The 14,408-nt window shown below is 33.9% G+C and carries 20 protein-coding genes and 3 pseudogenes; 9 read left to right on the top strand and 14 right to left on the bottom strand.

Annotated features, from left to right (window positions below):
- Positions 1–37 precede the first annotated feature (37 nt).
- The 3 genes from AAGD65_RS06225 to AAGD65_RS06215 are packed head-to-tail and all read left to right on the top strand — an operon-like array spanning position 38 to position 1,645.
- The gene (locus AAGD65_RS06225; RefSeq protein WP_264682541.1) at positions 38–457 is read left to right on the top strand and encodes a hypothetical protein; all 420 of its coding nucleotides are present in this window, start codon (positions 38–40) and stop codon (positions 455–457) included.
- A 24-nt stretch (positions 458–481) separates the two neighbouring features.
- Positions 482–1,021, top strand: coding sequence for a hypothetical protein (locus AAGD65_RS06220; protein WP_264682543.1), 540 nt, complete (start codon positions 482–484; stop codon positions 1,019–1,021).
- A 60-nt stretch (positions 1,022–1,081) separates the two neighbouring features.
- On the top strand, positions 1,082–1,645 hold the full coding sequence (locus AAGD65_RS06215) for a DNA-3-methyladenine glycosylase (protein WP_264683418.1): 564 nt from the start codon (positions 1,082–1,084) through the stop codon (positions 1,643–1,645).
- A 195-nt stretch (positions 1,646–1,840) separates the two neighbouring features.
- Here AAGD65_RS06215 and AAGD65_RS06210 read toward each other — a convergent pair.
- The 4 genes and pseudogenes from AAGD65_RS06210 to AAGD65_RS06195 form a co-directional block, all read right to left on the bottom strand.
- Positions 1,841–2,065, bottom strand: a pseudogene (locus AAGD65_RS06210) (IS5/IS1182 family transposase); the annotation flags it as partial.
- Positions 2,066–2,210: 145 nt separating this feature from the next.
- Positions 2,211–2,693 (bottom strand): IS630 family transposase, encoded by a 483-nt coding sequence (locus AAGD65_RS06205; protein ID WP_252154099.1) that lies wholly within the window; start codon positions 2,691–2,693, stop codon positions 2,211–2,213.
- A gap of 28 nt (positions 2,694–2,721) precedes the next feature.
- The gene (locus AAGD65_RS06200) at positions 2,722–3,069 is read right to left on the bottom strand and encodes a transposase (RefSeq protein WP_264336399.1); all 348 of its coding nucleotides are present in this window, start codon (positions 3,067–3,069) and stop codon (positions 2,722–2,724) included.
- A 66-nt stretch (positions 3,070–3,135) separates the two neighbouring features.
- Positions 3,136–4,155 (bottom strand): Mrp/NBP35 family ATP-binding protein, encoded by a 1,020-nt coding sequence (locus AAGD65_RS06195; protein WP_264682546.1) that lies wholly within the window; start codon positions 4,153–4,155, stop codon positions 3,136–3,138.
- A 79-nt stretch (positions 4,156–4,234) separates the two neighbouring features.
- Here AAGD65_RS06195 and AAGD65_RS06190 point away from each other — a divergent pair, with 79 nt between their 5' ends.
- Positions 4,235–5,086: a hypothetical protein gene (locus AAGD65_RS06190; RefSeq protein ID WP_264682548.1), complete on the top strand. Its 852-nt coding sequence runs from the start codon at positions 4,235–4,237 to the stop codon at positions 5,084–5,086.
- A gap of 102 nt (positions 5,087–5,188) precedes the next feature.
- Positions 5,189–5,599 (top strand): hypothetical protein, encoded by a 411-nt coding sequence (locus AAGD65_RS06185; protein WP_264682549.1) that lies wholly within the window; start codon positions 5,189–5,191, stop codon positions 5,597–5,599.
- 79 nt (positions 5,600–5,678) lie between these two features.
- Here AAGD65_RS06185 and AAGD65_RS06180 read toward each other — a convergent pair.
- Positions 5,679–6,060: pseudogene (locus AAGD65_RS06180) on the bottom strand (IS4 family transposase); the annotation flags it as partial.
- Between the two features lie 388 nt (positions 6,061–6,448).
- On the opposite strand from AAGD65_RS06180, the pseudogene AAGD65_RS06175 reads away from it, so the two are divergent.
- Positions 6,449–6,676: pseudogene (locus AAGD65_RS06175) on the top strand (ankyrin repeat domain-containing protein); the annotation flags it as partial.
- A 102-nt stretch (positions 6,677–6,778) separates the two neighbouring features.
- Here AAGD65_RS06175 and tyrS read toward each other — a convergent pair.
- On the bottom strand, positions 6,779–8,041 hold the full coding sequence (gene tyrS / locus AAGD65_RS06170) for a tyrosine--tRNA ligase (RefSeq protein ID WP_264682551.1): 1,263 nt from the start codon (positions 8,039–8,041) through the stop codon (positions 6,779–6,781).
- A 230-nt stretch (positions 8,042–8,271) separates the two neighbouring features.
- Positions 8,272–8,589, bottom strand: coding sequence for a ribosome silencing factor (gene rsfS / locus AAGD65_RS06165; protein ID WP_007302263.1), 318 nt, complete (start codon positions 8,587–8,589; stop codon positions 8,272–8,274).
- Positions 8,590–8,717: 128 nt separating this feature from the next.
- On the opposite strand from rsfS, the gene AAGD65_RS06160 reads away from it, so the two are divergent.
- From AAGD65_RS06160 to AAGD65_RS06150, 3 genes are read left to right on the top strand one after another with little or no spacing between them, the layout of a single operon-like run.
- Entirely contained in the window at positions 8,718–9,317 is a 600-nt protein-coding gene (locus AAGD65_RS06160; protein ID WP_064085464.1) for an AAA family ATPase, read from the top strand.
- On the top strand, positions 9,310–9,798 hold the full coding sequence (locus tag AAGD65_RS06155) for an RNA pyrophosphohydrolase (RefSeq protein ID WP_264682555.1): 489 nt from the start codon (positions 9,310–9,312) through the stop codon (positions 9,796–9,798). Before AAGD65_RS06160 ends, AAGD65_RS06155 begins: the two co-directional genes overlap by 8 nt.
- Positions 9,788–10,576 carry a TatD family hydrolase gene (locus AAGD65_RS06150; RefSeq protein WP_264682557.1) on the top strand — a complete coding sequence of 263 codons (789 nt, stop codon included), beginning with the start codon at positions 9,788–9,790 and terminating at the stop codon, positions 10,574–10,576. The genes AAGD65_RS06155 and AAGD65_RS06150 overlap by 11 nt, the downstream gene beginning before the upstream one ends.
- Before the next feature lie 5 nt (positions 10,577–10,581).
- Here AAGD65_RS06150 and mdh read toward each other — a convergent pair whose 3' ends face one another.
- From mdh to AAGD65_RS06115, 7 genes are read right to left on the bottom strand one after another with little or no spacing between them, the layout of a single operon-like run.
- Entirely contained in the window at positions 10,582–11,526 is a 945-nt protein-coding gene (gene mdh / locus AAGD65_RS06145; protein WP_264682559.1) for a malate dehydrogenase, read from the bottom strand.
- A 3-nt stretch (positions 11,527–11,529) separates the two neighbouring features.
- A complete protein-coding gene (locus AAGD65_RS06140) occupies positions 11,530–12,105 on the bottom strand; it encodes an NADH-quinone oxidoreductase subunit C (RefSeq protein ID WP_017532371.1) in 576 nt (191 codons plus the stop codon).
- A 1-nt stretch (position 12,106) separates the two neighbouring features.
- Positions 12,107–12,610, bottom strand: a complete 504-nt coding sequence (locus AAGD65_RS06135; protein ID WP_264330817.1) for a NuoB/complex I 20 kDa subunit family protein — start codon at positions 12,608–12,610, stop codon at positions 12,107–12,109.
- Entirely contained in the window at positions 12,601–12,954 is a 354-nt protein-coding gene (locus tag AAGD65_RS06130; protein ID WP_006014410.1) for an NADH-quinone oxidoreductase subunit A, read from the bottom strand. The genes AAGD65_RS06135 and AAGD65_RS06130 overlap by 10 nt, the downstream gene beginning before the upstream one ends.
- 17 nt (positions 12,955–12,971) lie before the next feature.
- Positions 12,972–13,340: an HIT domain-containing protein gene (locus AAGD65_RS06125; RefSeq protein ID WP_006014413.1), complete on the bottom strand. Its 369-nt coding sequence runs from the start codon at positions 13,338–13,340 to the stop codon at positions 12,972–12,974.
- Between the two features lie 6 nt (positions 13,341–13,346).
- Positions 13,347–13,628, bottom strand: a complete 282-nt coding sequence (locus tag AAGD65_RS06120) for a hypothetical protein (protein WP_010403548.1) — start codon at positions 13,626–13,628, stop codon at positions 13,347–13,349.
- Positions 13,629–13,631: 3 nt separating this feature from the next.
- The gene (locus tag AAGD65_RS06115) at positions 13,632–14,366 is read right to left on the bottom strand and encodes a hypothetical protein (RefSeq protein WP_264375987.1); all 735 of its coding nucleotides are present in this window, start codon (positions 14,364–14,366) and stop codon (positions 13,632–13,634) included.
- Positions 14,367–14,408: the final 42 nt, after the last annotated feature.

Raw genomic sequence — 14,408 nt, 5'->3', positions numbered from 1 at the left:
TGCATACTAATATTTTGTTAATGGTAAGAGGTGGCATATGTTAGATTATATTAAAAAGCTTTTGTGGGCTACTACAGTACCTGATAATGAGAGTAGAGTTAAGAATTCTTACACGCATGTAGTAGAGAAACCTTCTTTTGGTGATGCAGCTTCAAAGTTGAGTAAGGAAGAAAGGTCAGAAGAGCATCTTGTTCTTCTAAAAGGTAAAAGCAATAGCTCTGGTACAACTGTAACAGAAGGATCGTCTAGTATTCAGAATGCAGTATCAGGCAAGGACAAGCGTGGATATATCAAATTAGACAGTGATGAAGAATGGGATAAATTCTTTAAGTTACAGAATGATCCAGACACTAATACTACAAACAAAGAACCTTTTTCTCCGAAGAAAGGAGAATCTCACTATCATGGTAAAGAGATTGTAGGCAAGATTGCTGACCAAATTAAGGCAGAGATATAGAAGGTATATACCATAGAGTCCATAATGATAAAAGAAGGCAAAAGGGAAGATAATATTGTTTACCCCACCGTGAGAGTTGTGCTACATGCCAATAAAGAAGGAGTAGATATAGCTAAACTTCTAGGCGGTAGTATATGTAAAGAGTATGATGTAAGAACAATTACATTTTGTCATCCTAATCAAGAAAAAAAGAGAGGGGCATGTTGCTATATTAATAATGATAGTGATAATGAGGAAAGAGTTTATGAAATAATTAGTGGGTTATATGAAATGACTTTAAAGTGGTATGTTGATGGAAAAGAATGCAAAACTAAAGTTAACATTGACGGTAAGAACGGTGTAACTCTCCTTGAAGACAATGGTGTTACTGAGGAGCAGTTGCGTGCAAATAAAGAAGTCAAAATAGGTAAGAGACGTGAACCAAAATCTTTATATGAAGCGTTAGCACCGCAGCTGCAACAAAGAAGCTCTGAATCAGTCAAAGTTTTACAACAGCCTACAACAGATATGGAAGATGTAACAACAACTTCTACTTCTCAGAGATGTAGGTATCCTCTTATCTAAATAAGGAAAAGCGAAAATAGTATGAGTTGCTTGCAAATGTAAGTAACTTGTACTTCTATGATGAATAACACAATATTACCAAGAAATTTCTATGAACGGCCAACTTTAACCGTAGCTGGGGAGCTGCTAGGGAAGATGCTGAAATTTTCTAATTTTAGTGGAATAATAACTGAAGTTGAAGCGTATATAGGAATGGATGACCCAGCTTGTCATGCAGCAAGAGGCTATACTAATCGAACCTCAGTAATGTTTGGTACGCCAGGGTTTTCGTACGTATATTTTATATATGGAATGTACTATTGTCTAAATATTGTAACAGAAGCAGAAGGATTCCCAGCAGCAGTGTTAATACGAGGATTAAAGCTCACTGAACCGCTTGAAGCAAATTTAGGCGGGCCAGGCATACTGTGCAAAAAATTAAACATTACAAAAGAACATAATAAACAAGACCTTACTATAAGTCATGAATTTTGTCTCTATGAATATCACCTCAAACCAGATTATGTGTGCACTCCAAGAATCGGAATTAGTAAAGGCAAGGAGAAATTTTGGCGATTTAAAAGTTGCGTTTTAGCAGACATGCCTAAAATCACACTCAACAATAAATATAGACCTCCTGCATAAACTAGATAAAAAGGCAAATAGCCTTTTATGTTTACCAACAATAGACTTCTTGGATAACCTAAGGATATTTTTTGATCTTCTATGGGGGAGTTGAACATTCCCTTTTTATAAAACTTTTGCATACTCCTATTTAACTTTAATAGCTCTTTATCTTCCTGAAATCTGGATAATGCATCTTCTATTCAGCCGTTAGCAAGAACTTTCACTTATTCCATAGCTTTGCGCTATATGGAAATATGTACGGTATTTACACAAATATTCGAGTGCTATTAATAAATATATTTGGTTTTCCTCCTCTTGCCTTTTTCTTGGCCTCTTCCTCTATTAAAATTTCTATTATTTTTCCAATGTTTTTCTTTTTACTCCTCTTAGTCTTCGAAGCTTCTCTTCATCAAGTTTACTTATCTGCTCAAAATTTATACCTTCCCTAATATTGCTTCTACTACTTGTTTCTTAAGTTATCCAAGAAGTCTATTGTCTGTTCAGATACGAGGTAGCTGCTGCCATTTGAAATATTTTATTCACCTAAAATTACATTCTACCTATTTTAAAAGTATAGTATTTTCTAAAATGAATGATAAATTTCCATTATGGTATTACCAACCAAAAGTTGTAAGTCTGTACATTTATACATTAGAGGTCTGAGGCGGCTTTTGATGGTATGCCAACAGTGTTCTATGGGATTCAAATCTGGTGAATATGTTGGAAGATACAGCACATGACAGCCAAAAGACTCTATTAATGATTTTGTTTTAGTGGTCTTATGAAATGTAGCATTATCCATAACTATGGTTGTGCCAAGTGGCAATTTAGGTAATAACATCTTCTCCAACCATATATTGAATACCTCTTTGTCACACCCACCTTTGAAAGTCATTGGTGCAATAAATCTCATTCCAATCCACCCGGCTACTATACTGATTCTCTCTCGAGTTCTCCCTGGAATATCTGCATAAATTTTCTTTCCTCTTGGAGCACGTCCATATTCTCGGTATAACTTATTATCAACTCCTGCTTCATCTATATATAAGATGCTGGAATGGTCTATTTTTGAGATTTTATCAATAAATTGCTGCCTATCTTCTTGATTGCGCTCTTGATATAGTGTGACTTTTTTTTAAAGTAATTTTTAGCTGTTTTAGTCTATACCAAATTGAATTTATTCCAAATCCAAGATTTTGTTTCATCTCTGCCAGAGTATGATCTGGATTCTTTGTAACATATTCTTCGAGTATTTTTGGGTCTATTTTTCGAATAAAGCTACCGTTTTTAGATGGCTTTAGGCTTTCACCAGCAGCTTTCTTTTTTAACCAGCGGTACAGAGTTGCTATTCCTATCTCCATGAGCTCTGCTATCTCAACCTTTGTCTTCCCTTTTTCTATCATCAATACTGCCTTTTCCCTTAAATCCACACTATATGCCATTATAACTCAAATACTTCATTATACCTTTATCATTTACTTTAGGAAATACTATAGTTTAAAAAAACTTTATAGACTGCATACAAAAGACCTAACATCTTTAGCAATGCCTTCATAAATCCTTACTAAATCCTCACTTAGTATTGAAGGATTTCCACAATCAGAAGCACTACATATTTGCGGATCTAGAGGAACTCTGCTCAAGAGTTTGACTCCCAGCTCTTCAGACATTTTTTTTGCACCACCTTTTCCAAATATGTGTATTTTTGAATTATCTTGAACAAAATAGCTCATATTTTCCACAATGCCGATAATTGGCACGCTGAGCTTTGTGAACATATCATAAATTTTTTGTGCATCGACTAAAGCAAGCTCCTGTGGAGTTGAAACTATTATTGCTCCAGTTAAACTAAAATTCTCCATCAGACTTAAATGTACATCGCCAGTGCCAGGCGGTGTATCAATGATTAAATATTCTATATCAGACCACCTTGTTCCCATTAGCAAATTGTAAAGTGCTTTTGTGATCATAGGTCCACGCCATATTACTGCGCGGTCCTTATCAATAAAATAGCCAATTGAAATAGTATAGAGACCATGTTTCTCTATAGGCATTGCTTTACCACTCTGTATTTCTGGTTTTAATTTCTCAGTGCCCAACATTTTAGGAATCGAAGGACCATATATATCTGCATCAACTAGCGCAACTTTATGTTTTAATTCTGCTAACGAAAGAGCTAGATTTAGTGCAACTGTCGACTTACCCACACCTCCTTTACCAGAAGCAACGACAATTATATTTTTCACTCCTTCGATATGAAGTTTAGCTTTTTGTTGCCTAGCTTGTTTTTGACCAGTAGCAACTACAGTAACCTTTCCTACTCCCGGTATCGCCTTAACAGCTTGCTCACAATTTTTTCTTAATTCTTCATTTGGCTCAGTAACTTCAAGAGCAAAAGCAACATCTTTACCCTTAATAACAATTGAGGATACTACACCAACATTCTTACCACTTTTCTTCTCTATAACCTTTTTTAGGCTCTCTCTTACGATTTCCTCATTAACCTGTGTAAATTTTTTCCAGAACATATGATGAAATTTTTTCTATTGGTGTATACTAACATAGAATAATTAAACTGCACTGACTTTAAAGCGAGGTTACAAGAATATGCTAAATGATAACAACTTAACACAAGCACAACGAAATTTGCATTTAAAGTTGAAAAAGGTAATATCAAATGGTGAGGAAATTGGTAATATCTTGAAAAGAGCCTCAGAGAATGATTTACTAAAAGTTCTTACAATAGGATATACTAAACGATTTCCAAGAGGTGGGGAACGCACTTTAACACTACTTAGCCTCGCCATATTCAAATGTAATAACGAATGCGTTAATTCTATTTTAATACATTCTCAAAATAACGGTACACTGCAAGAGATTATTAATACTGAAAATATTATAAACTATCAAGATGGTCTGATGTACACCTTAACATCGCTTGGCTTTGCTATACATTACAATAAGCCAAGATATATTAATGATATTTTAACAAAAGCCCAGGACAGTGGAATACTACAAGATATTCTTGCTGCTAGAAATATTGTACAGTATTTCAATACTAAGGAGTATGCTTTAACACCACTCAGTTTCTCTATATATAAAGGTAATAAAGAATGTATCAGTTCTATTTTAGAAAAAGCTCAAAATAATGATATGCTGCAAGGCGTTTTTATTGCTGAAAATATTTTACAGTTTTCAGATGGTCTGACGCATATTTTAACACCAATTAGCTTTGCCATATATGAAAATAATAAGGAATGTTGTAACTACATTTCAACAATGATTCAAAATAATGTTGTATCGCAAGATATTCTGAATAATTGGACATACATTTTAACATTGCTTGGCCTTGCTATATATAGAAATAACAATGAATATGTTAATTCTATTTTAAGACAAGCTCAAAATAATGGTAAGCTGCAAGAAGTTCTTACTGCTAAAAATACTTTGTATTCTTAAGATGGTTGGAAGTACAACTTAACACCACTTGGCTTTGCTATATATGAAGGTAATCATGCACATATTAATTCGATTTTAACTCATGCTCAAAATAGTGGTATATTGCAAGAAGTTCTTACTGCTAAAAATACTTTGTATTCTTCAGATGGTTGGAAGTACAACTTAACACCACTTGGCTTTGCTATATATGAAGGTAATCATGCACATATTAATTCGATTTTAACTCATGCTCAAAATAGTGGTATATTGCAAGATATTCTTGCTAATCACAATGCTGTAATATCTCCAACTGGTCAGACGTACAGCTTAACGCCACTTGGCATCGCTATACATAAAGGTAATATTGAATGTATTAATTCTATTATAGTACGAATTAATGACATACCACAATATATCTATGCCACTTTTCAACCAACTGCAGCGATTAATGAAAGGAATACTAGGATTAGTAGTGCATTAGATAATGTATCTATTTCTTCTAGGTATGTTAGAGAAAATAGCAAAGTTAATTAATTTCTTAAGTAACTCTTTCTTGCAAGTACTACTTTTTTATGTATCTGTTCAGGCAATGGCGTTAACTTAAGAGAATAAATTAGCAAGCTCTCCTAAAGACATTATGGCGTTTAGGCTTATCTACTTTATTGCGGCTATACAATCTTCACGTTAACTTTAGTGAGTATTTTAAAAAGGGCTTGAAAATTTTTTGGTTCCAACAAGCACCTGATAAAGTTTTTGTTTCATTATAGCAAATAAAACTGAAAAATTTAAACGATACTTAGCAATTTGATCTGGGTTCCAAGGCTCTTGTGCATCACACATATGAAGTATTGCACATGACCAAATTTGCACAAAATTCTTATCTCTAAATTTATCTCAGAAAAATTCTCTAATTCTCCTTCTACTTTGAGTCTTTTATAGCACTCCTCTATGTGACACCTTAATAGATAAGCTTTACTGATATCTTCTTTATTGAAATAAAATAGAAACCAAAGGTCCTATTTTTCACAGTATTTTACTCCTTAACATCTTTCCTTAAGTTGACGCTATTGGGCTTTGTTGAATCGCTATCTACGATGAATAAAAGATAAAATGTAGAATATCAATAGCTTATTATTCTAGCATTTATAGTAAGGACAGTCAGTAAATATCTAAATTTAAGTAAAAGAAGTTTTACTATCATTCACTAATCTAGCTAGAATTAAAGAATTTCAATGCTTTAGCTATTTTAAGTAGAATTAAATTTACTAGTACAAACAATAAATTACTATTCTTAAATTTAATCAGATTGATTGCAAAAAATAAGATTTTCAATAAGCTGCTTGTATAGTTAGCCTTTCATAGATAGTGATGCAACAAAGCCCCGGTGGAGTAACTGCATTATTAGGTACTGCTATATCTATAGCACTTTTTACAGCCGGAGCAATTACAGCTGAGTTAATACCTATAGTTATAGCAGTAGTTGCAATTACAGCAACAGCACTAATAGTTGGCAATGCTATATATAAATTGTCAAAGCCTGATACTCAAGTTGATAAACCAATCTTAGCAAATCGACAGCAAGAAACTGCTAGCGATAGTAGGGTTGCCTAGCGATTCTGCCACAGTGTCAGCTGCTTCAATGATATCCATTTGTTCCTATAATTATCTTTTCTTGGCTACCTTATTTTGCTATTCTGCTGAACAGATACAAATTCACTTTCTTACTTCACTCACTAAAATTTTAATATGGCGTTTCTTTCCTGCAGACAATTTTATGAATGACTGATCTTTGAAGCTCTCAGAATTTATTATATAGTTAACATCGTTTATAGTATTATCATTAACTTTACATCCATTTCCCTGTATTAAACGCTTTGCCGCACCTTTTGAAGGTTCAAAACCGGTGTCATGAAGCAAGTCTATCAGGAGTATGCCATTTGCAACTTGTTCTCTTGTGATAGTGTAACCAGAAAGCAATGAACTGTCTTCATTTTCAAAAGCAGAGATTGCAGCAGATCGTGCAAGTTCAGCTTCTTTGCAACCATGACATATTTTTGTCACTTCTGTTGCCAAGACCTTTTTTGCTTCATTTATTTCTTGATCCTTCAAGGACTCTAGTTTTTTAATTTCATCAGTTGGTAAATCAGTGAAAAGTCTCAAGAAACGACCAACATCTTGATCATCAACATTGCGAAAATATTGCCAATAGTCATAAGAATTTAGCATGCTGCCATCAAGCCATACTGCTCCACTTTCAGTTTTGCCCATCTTTTTTCCTTGTGCGTTTAATAAAAGAGGTGTGGTAAGACCAAACAGCTCAGGTAAATTTAACTTTTTGCCAAGTTCAATTCCGTTTACTATATTTCCCCATTGGTCTGACCCTCCAATCTGGAGACGACAGCCATACTTTTTATTCAACTCGACAAAATCATAGGCTTGTAACAACATGTAATTAAACTCGAGAAAGCTTAGATTTTGCTCCCTATCTAGCCTAATTTTCACACTATCAAAGCCTAACATGCGATTTACAGAAAAATGTGTCCCTATATCACGCAAAAAGTCTATATATTTTATGTTATCTAACCAATCTGCGTTGTTTACTATGATTGCACCAGTTTTTCCATAATCGAAAGATATCATCTTCTCGAGGGTTTTCTTTATACCAAGTATATTTTGATTGATATCTTCTATCGGCAAGACGCTTCTTGCTTTGTCTTTACCAGATGGGTCACCAATTTTTGTTGTGCCACCTCCAAGTAGAACTATTGGCTTATAACCGAATTTTTGTAGGTGACGGAGCATCATGATTTGAATGAGACTGCCAATATGCAAACTTGGTGCCGTACAATCAAACCCAATGTATGCAATTATATAATTATCTTGTGATAATAGCTGGTCTAACCTATCAATGTTTGTACATTGATATAGGTATCCTCTTTCTTGAATGAAGTTTAAAAACTCGGATTTATGTTTCATAATATGTTATTTTGTGTGTAAACGGTGTTGTTAACGATGGTGTCATTCCAGTGCTTGACGCTGGAATCCAGTTTATTATGAAATTTCATCAAAAATGTTGTATAGTGTGCTCGTTTATGATTAAGTTTTCTAGATTCCAGCGTCAAGCACTGGAATGACACCACCAACTTCATAAGGGTTGCCTTCAAAATTACAACATTTGAGCAAGTGTATACCAGCTACCTGGATAATCAATTCCATAACTCTTCTATCTTATAATATTCTCTTACTTCTGGCCTGAATAGGTGAACCATTATACCTTGAAAATTCACAATCACCCAGTTACCTTCATCCATACCTTCTACATCTATTTTATCATATTGCTTGAGATTTTTCATCACGTGCTCAGCTAATGCTTTTACATGGCGGCTCGAATCACCGGATGCAATGATCATATATTTTGCAATGACAGTTTTATTCTGTACATCAAAAGTAACTATATCTTGACCTTTGTTTTGATCTATTACATCTACAATTGTATTTTTTATTGATTCTGTATCACCATTCATTATTCTAAATTATATAATTTATCTGTAATGATACACTCAAAATTTCTGAATATGAACTATTTTTGATATGTTTCTAGTGTAACGTTTATAATACATATATTTGTAATATATGATAGTTTTCTGATGGTATGATCATTTACTTAATCGGATTTCCGGGTAGTGGCAAACTTACGATTGCAAAAGAGCTGTGTAATATTATTGATGGGGTGATAGTAGACAATAACCTGTTTAATAATATTATATTTGATATGATTGATTTCAGAAACGCTGAGGTTACAAGTGAAATATGGGAAGAAATTTTTGTGATTAGAGAGAATATGTTAGCAATATTGGAAAAATACCATATAGAATCAAAGCATTATATATTTACAAACGAATTGATAAAAGGTGATTCCTATGATCAAAAAGTATATAACTCAGTGGTGAATTTAAGTAAAAAAATGAACGTGGAGATTCTCCCTGTGGTGTTATATTGTAATAGTGGAGAACTAGTAAAGCGCGTTCAATTAAAGGAAAGAGAGCAGGAGAGAAAAATTACTGATTCAGATTTTGCTATGAGAAGAATTAAAGGAAAGAAACTATTTGTGCCTCAAGGTTCACTTGAAATTGATAACTCAAACTTAAGCGCAAAAGAAGTTGCAAAAAAAATTGTTGAAAAAATGAATAGTAAAAAAGTAGTTGGAACTTCTATGATAGATAATTTAGCAACAGAGAGTATTTGTGATTAGTGAGGAGAAAGAGTATCGCCCTTGTGTTGGCATAATGCTATTTAACAAACAGGGGAATATTTTTATTGGAAAACGCTTTGATAGTGACTCTTATTGGCAGATGCCGCAAGGGGGAGTTGACGATGGTGAAGAGCTAGAGCAGGCAGCGCTACGTGAGCTATTGGAAGAAGTTGGTACTGATAAAGCAGAAATTGTGGCTAAAAATAAAGAGTGGATACACTATAACTTACCTGAGGAAGTTATACCAACATGCTGGAATGGGAGATATTCTGGCCAAAAGCAAAGATGGTTCTTAATGAAATTTTGTGGGAAGGATAAGGATATTAATATTAACTATACTGATCATCCAGAGTTCAAAGAGTGGCGTTGGCAAAATGTGGATGATTTGGTAGCCAGTGCCATACCGTTCAAAAAAGAAGTTTATAAAAAAGTGATAGAAGAGTTTTCTTCTATCATAAAAGGATCTATTTATGATAGTTGATTCTCATTGTCATCTAATTTATTTTTCTGATGATGAAATACCAAAGGTAATTTCAAGAGCAGAGCAAAATGGTGTGAGAATTTTGCATAACATATGTATAAGCATTAATGATATCCCTAAATTATTAAAAATCTCTTCATCCTATGATCAAGTCTACTGCTCCGTTGGTATACATCCGCTTGATACTAATGTGGAAAAAGGTGAGTGTATAAATGCTGATGAATTGATTGAATTTACTAAGGGCAAAAAGGTAATTAGTATCGGTGAAACCGGATTAGATTTTTATAAATCTGATAACAAAAGCAATCAAAAAAAAAGTTTTGCATCACATATAGAAGCGGCAAAAGTAACAGGATTACCTTTAGTTATTCACACTAGAAATGCTGATAGTGAGATGATTGATATGTTAAATTCAGAAATGAAGAAGGACGCTTTTAGTGGAGTAATGCATTGCTTTGCTTCTTCTAAAGAGCTTGCTTATAAGGCTATGGACTTGGGATTATACATTTCATTTTCTGGAATTATTACTTTTAAAAATGCGAACTTACTAAGAGAAATTGCACAAAATGTGCCACGTGAGCGTGTTTTAGTTGAAACTGATGCACCTTATCTATCTCCTGAGCCTTACAGAGGAAGAAAAAATGAACCGGCAATGGTGAAATATGTTGTGAATTGTTTAGCAGAATTATGGAATGAATCGCCGGAACAAGTAGCAAAAATAACTACAAATAATTTTTTTAGGCTGTTTACAAAACTTGAGCTCAAAGAAATTCTATAGGGCAATTAATTTAGCCGACAAAGCTCTTCCACTGCATTTACAGATTTATTGAACATCTCTTGTTCACTATTATCCATCTTAACTTCTAGAATTTTCTCAACTCCATTTTTGCCAATAATAGTAGGAACACCAATGAATAAGTCTTTCACACCATATTCACCATTAAGATAAGCAGCGCATGGTAATATACGCCTTTTATCTTTTAAGTATGATTCTAGCATGCTTATGGCTGAAGATGCAGGAGCATAGTATGCAGATCCAGATTTAAGTAGATCAACTATTTCTTTTCCACCATTACGAGTGCGCTCAACTATTTCATCAACTTTTCCTCGCGTAATCAAACCCATCTCAATGATTTGGGTAAGTGGAATGCCAGCAATTGAAGCATAATTGATTAGTGGTACCATAGTGTCACCATGTCCTCCAAGCACAAAAGCAGATACATCTTCGACAGAAATATTTAACTCACTTGCAAGAAAATAACGAAAACGAGCAGAGTCAAGCACTCCTGCCATACCAATAATCATATTAGTTGGCAGGCTTGAAGATTTGTATACTACTGAAACCATAGCATCTAAAGGATTGGTAACCACTATTACAAATGCGTTTGGAGAATGTTTTTTAATATTTTCCCCAACCTCTTTCATTACTGCAGCATTAGTTTGCAGAAGGTCATCTCTGCTCATTCCAGGTTTTCTGGCAATGCCAGCAGTTATTATAATTGCGTCAGAGTTTTTTATATCTTCATACCTATTTGTACCAGTAATATTGACATTAGATCGATCAATAGGAGATGATTCTGTAATGTCAAGCGCTTTACCTTGTGGTATTCCATCGCTGACATCAAGCAAAATAACATCTCCTAGCTCTCTTAGTGCAATCATATGGGCAAGAGTCCCACCGATATTTCCTGCACCAATCAAAGATATTTTTTTTCTTTGTGCTGTCATTTTCTACTCCTTTATATTTACTTTTGTGGCTTTACTACCTTCCCAAGGGGATAAGCTGTCAAACATACGAAAATCTTGTGGTAAGTCTATAGGATTATATACAACCTTTTTTGCCTCTATATCGTATCTTACTTCCTCGTAGCCAGTGAGAGGAAAATCTTTTAACATTGGATGACCTTTGAATCCATAATCCGTTAAAATCCTACGTAAATCTGGGTGATCAGAAAACTCTATTCCATACATATCAAATACTTCACGCTCAAACCACGAAGCTGCGTTAAATATCTTTGCTACACTTAGAGGTATATCACCTTCACATAACTGAAGCTTTATGTGCACTCTGATATTGTGTACAACGCTGAGCAAATTGTATATTAGCTCGAAACGTTTTTCTCTATCTGGGTAATCAACTCCAAAAACGTCAACTAATAATTCAAGCCTACACTTTTCATCATCACGTAGAAAGAGTAAGTGATTTTCAATGTCATTCAAAGCTGAATATATTACAATAGTGCCATCATTTTTCTGAATACATTCACATTTAGTCTTTTTTTGTATGTATTTTGCAGTTTTATCCATGCTATATATTTTTAGTTCGTTTTATTTTATTTTGTAGACATAGCATTCCATATAGCAACGCCTCAGCAGTTGGAGGGCATCCAGGAACATACACATCAACTGGCACAATTCTATCGCAACCACGGACTACTGAGTAAGAATAATGATAATAGCCACCGCCATTTGCACAACTTCCCATAGAAACGACGTATTTGGGATCTGCCATTTGATCATAAACTTTACGCAATGCTGCTGCCATTTTATTAGTTAACGTGCCAGCAACAATCATAACATCTGCTTGCCTTGGGCTTGCACGAAAGATTATGCCATATCTATCAAGATCATAACGACTGGATGCAGTGTGCATCATCTCTACTGCGCAACATGCAAGACCAAATGTCATTGGCCACAATGAACCAGACCTTGCCCAGTTCATTATATAATCTATTAAATCGCCAAATTTAGTGATAAGAAAACCTTCTTTTTTGTAACGATTCCAGTCGCCATTAGATAAATTTACTTCCATTCCAACGCACCTTTACACCACTCATAAATAAAGCCTATAGTAAGTATTGCAAGGAATATCATCATAGACCAAAATCCGCAATAGCTTATTTTAGATAAAGAAACGGCCCAAGGGAAAAGAAAAGCAATTTCTAAATCGAATATTATGAACAATATTGCAACTAAGTAAAATTTTATGTCGAAACTTTTTCTGGCTCTTGATAAAGGATTAAAGCCACACTCATATGTAGAAAGCTTTTCACCATCTGGGTTACTGACTGCAAGAAACATAGGTAATACACCTAAAGTAAAGGATACTACAATTGATACACAGATAAAAATTAATATGGTTAAATATTCACTCATTTAAAAAACATATAACACTATGAATTTACATGCTTTCCTAATCTTTTACCACCTAAAATATGTATGTGAAAGTGCGGTATAACTTGCTCTCCATCTTTACCGTGATTAGTAACTAATCTATATCCTGTTTTTTCTAAGTTATATTTATGTGCTATTTCTCTAACAGTTTTAAAAAAACTTACTATTTCCTCTTCGGAAGCTTTCAGAACAAAATCATCGTATGAAACGTATTGAGCTTTTGGTATAACTAGAATATGAACTGGTGCATCAGGATACTTATCACGAAAAGCTAGCACATTTTCATTTTTATGTATTTCCTCATAAGACAACTCACCTCTTAATATCTTAGCAAAAATATTAGTGTCATCATAAGCTGTACTACCCATACTTTATTAAATTCCTGGTCCTCTTCTATTTTGCTTATGATTTGGTGTAGAAGGTGGGCTTATTGCTGCTTCGCTAGAAGCATCTTCAAGACTTGAAACGTCTTTTAGCTGTATATCTTGTCCACGCAAAACTGACCCATAGTCCATTTGGTGTCTTTTTGAAAACGTTTCTATTCTTTTTGCCCTTCTTGCAGCAATAACTTCTGGTTGTAAATGATACATATCTCCAGGAACAGTTAGGCTATGATACCTTTCCTCTATTTTAACTTCTTTCATAACACTCTCCATAATTTATTTCCCCCTACCTCTTATGCTTTCGCAACTTTCAAAATCTTGTTTAATAGCTTTTTGCCAATTATTTAAAATTTTCTCTGATGACTTTTCTTTACCTATAGACCTTATAACTTCTTGTGACTGTTGCTTTTTACTATCGTATCCACTATACAACTTTTCTGCAATATCATACAGCAACTTTCGGTCTGTGTGAACTTTAAACTCTCCACCAGTAATTTTTGCCAAATTTTTGAGATCATAATCAATTTTATTATAAATTCCTTCAAGAGCGTACTTTTTCATTACTTTTTCGTCTATACCTGGATTTTTATCTTTTATTTCTTGGATAATCTTCTCAACATCAACTTCAATTACAATTTTGTTTTCTTCTCTAAAAATAGTTATATTTGGCAGATCTTTCCTTATTTTATCTAATTTCTCTGGACTCAAGTAAGGTATATCCCCCGTTAAAGTTCTTGACGCTAAAAAACTTACCTTACCTTTTTCTTGTTTTGTTATTTGTATGCCAAGGTACTTACTAGCTTCTGTGGTTTTTATAGGTGGGTCATATTTCTCTTCTTCTTTAGGTACATCACTCACAGCCTTTTTTAATGAAACTTTAGCATCATGCTTCATTTCATCAATTGAAGCAAACGGTTTCTTTATAGGATAAATAAGTGCTTTAGGCACAAGAAAAAACACGCCTTTTATCTTAGCCAAAATAGACTTTTTATTTGACTCATCTTTTGCCATACATACCTCCAAGTCACTTTCTACAATCAGATAGTAAAATAC

It is taken from the genome of Wolbachia endosymbiont (group B) of Chesias legatella, from assembly GCF_964026945.1.
In the GTDB taxonomy this organism is placed as follows: Bacteria; Pseudomonadota; Alphaproteobacteria; order Rickettsiales; family Anaplasmataceae; genus Wolbachia.
The sequence above is the reverse complement of the archived record's forward strand: the minus strand, read 5'-3'. Positions and strand labels throughout refer to the sequence as shown.

Bases quoted from the DNA above. Each gene is read 5' to 3' on its own strand.
- AAGD65_RS06135 (WP_264330817.1), bottom strand. From the start codon at position 12,610: ATGGAAGTAAATTTATCTAATGGCGACTGGAATCGTTACAAAAAAGAA.
- AAGD65_RS06115 (WP_264375987.1), bottom strand. From the start codon at position 14,366: ATGGCAAAAGATGAGTCAAATAAAAAGTCTATTTTGGCTAAGATAAAA.
- rsfS (WP_007302263.1), bottom strand. From the start codon at position 8,589: ATGAATGGTGATACAGAATCAATAAAAAATACAATTGTAGATGTAATA.
- AAGD65_RS06220 (WP_264682543.1), top strand. From the start codon at position 482: ATGATAAAAGAAGGCAAAAGGGAAGATAATATTGTTTACCCCACCGTG.
- AAGD65_RS06190 (WP_264682548.1), top strand. From the start codon at position 4,235: ATGCTAAATGATAACAACTTAACACAAGCACAACGAAATTTGCATTTA.
- AAGD65_RS06160 (WP_064085464.1), top strand. From the start codon at position 8,718: ATGATCATTTACTTAATCGGATTTCCGGGTAGTGGCAAACTTACGATT.
- tyrS (WP_264682551.1), bottom strand. From the start codon at position 8,041: ATGAAACATAAATCCGAGTTTTTAAACTTCATTCAAGAAAGAGGATAC.
- AAGD65_RS06130 (WP_006014410.1), bottom strand. From the start codon at position 12,954: ATGAGTGAATATTTAACCATATTAATTTTTATCTGTGTATCAATTGTA.
- AAGD65_RS06195 (WP_264682546.1), bottom strand. From the start codon at position 4,155: ATGTTCTGGAAAAAATTTACACAGGTTAATGAGGAAATCGTAAGAGAG.
- AAGD65_RS06120 (WP_010403548.1), bottom strand. From the start codon at position 13,628: ATGGAGAGTGTTATGAAAGAAGTTAAAATAGAGGAAAGGTATCATAGC.
- AAGD65_RS06225 (WP_264682541.1), top strand. From the start codon at position 38: ATGTTAGATTATATTAAAAAGCTTTTGTGGGCTACTACAGTACCTGAT.
- AAGD65_RS06125 (WP_006014413.1), bottom strand. From the start codon at position 13,340: ATGGGTAGTACAGCTTATGATGACACTAATATTTTTGCTAAGATATTA.
- AAGD65_RS06200 (WP_264336399.1), bottom strand. From the start codon at position 3,069: ATGGCATATAGTGTGGATTTAAGGGAAAAGGCAGTATTGATGATAGAA.
- mdh (WP_264682559.1), bottom strand. From the start codon at position 11,526: ATGACAGCACAAAGAAAAAAAATATCTTTGATTGGTGCAGGAAATATC.
- AAGD65_RS06150 (WP_264682557.1), top strand. From the start codon at position 9,788: ATGATAGTTGATTCTCATTGTCATCTAATTTATTTTTCTGATGATGAA.
- AAGD65_RS06140 (WP_017532371.1), bottom strand. From the start codon at position 12,105: ATGGATAAAACTGCAAAATACATACAAAAAAAGACTAAATGTGAATGT.
- AAGD65_RS06215 (WP_264683418.1), top strand. From the start codon at position 1,082: ATGAATAACACAATATTACCAAGAAATTTCTATGAACGGCCAACTTTA.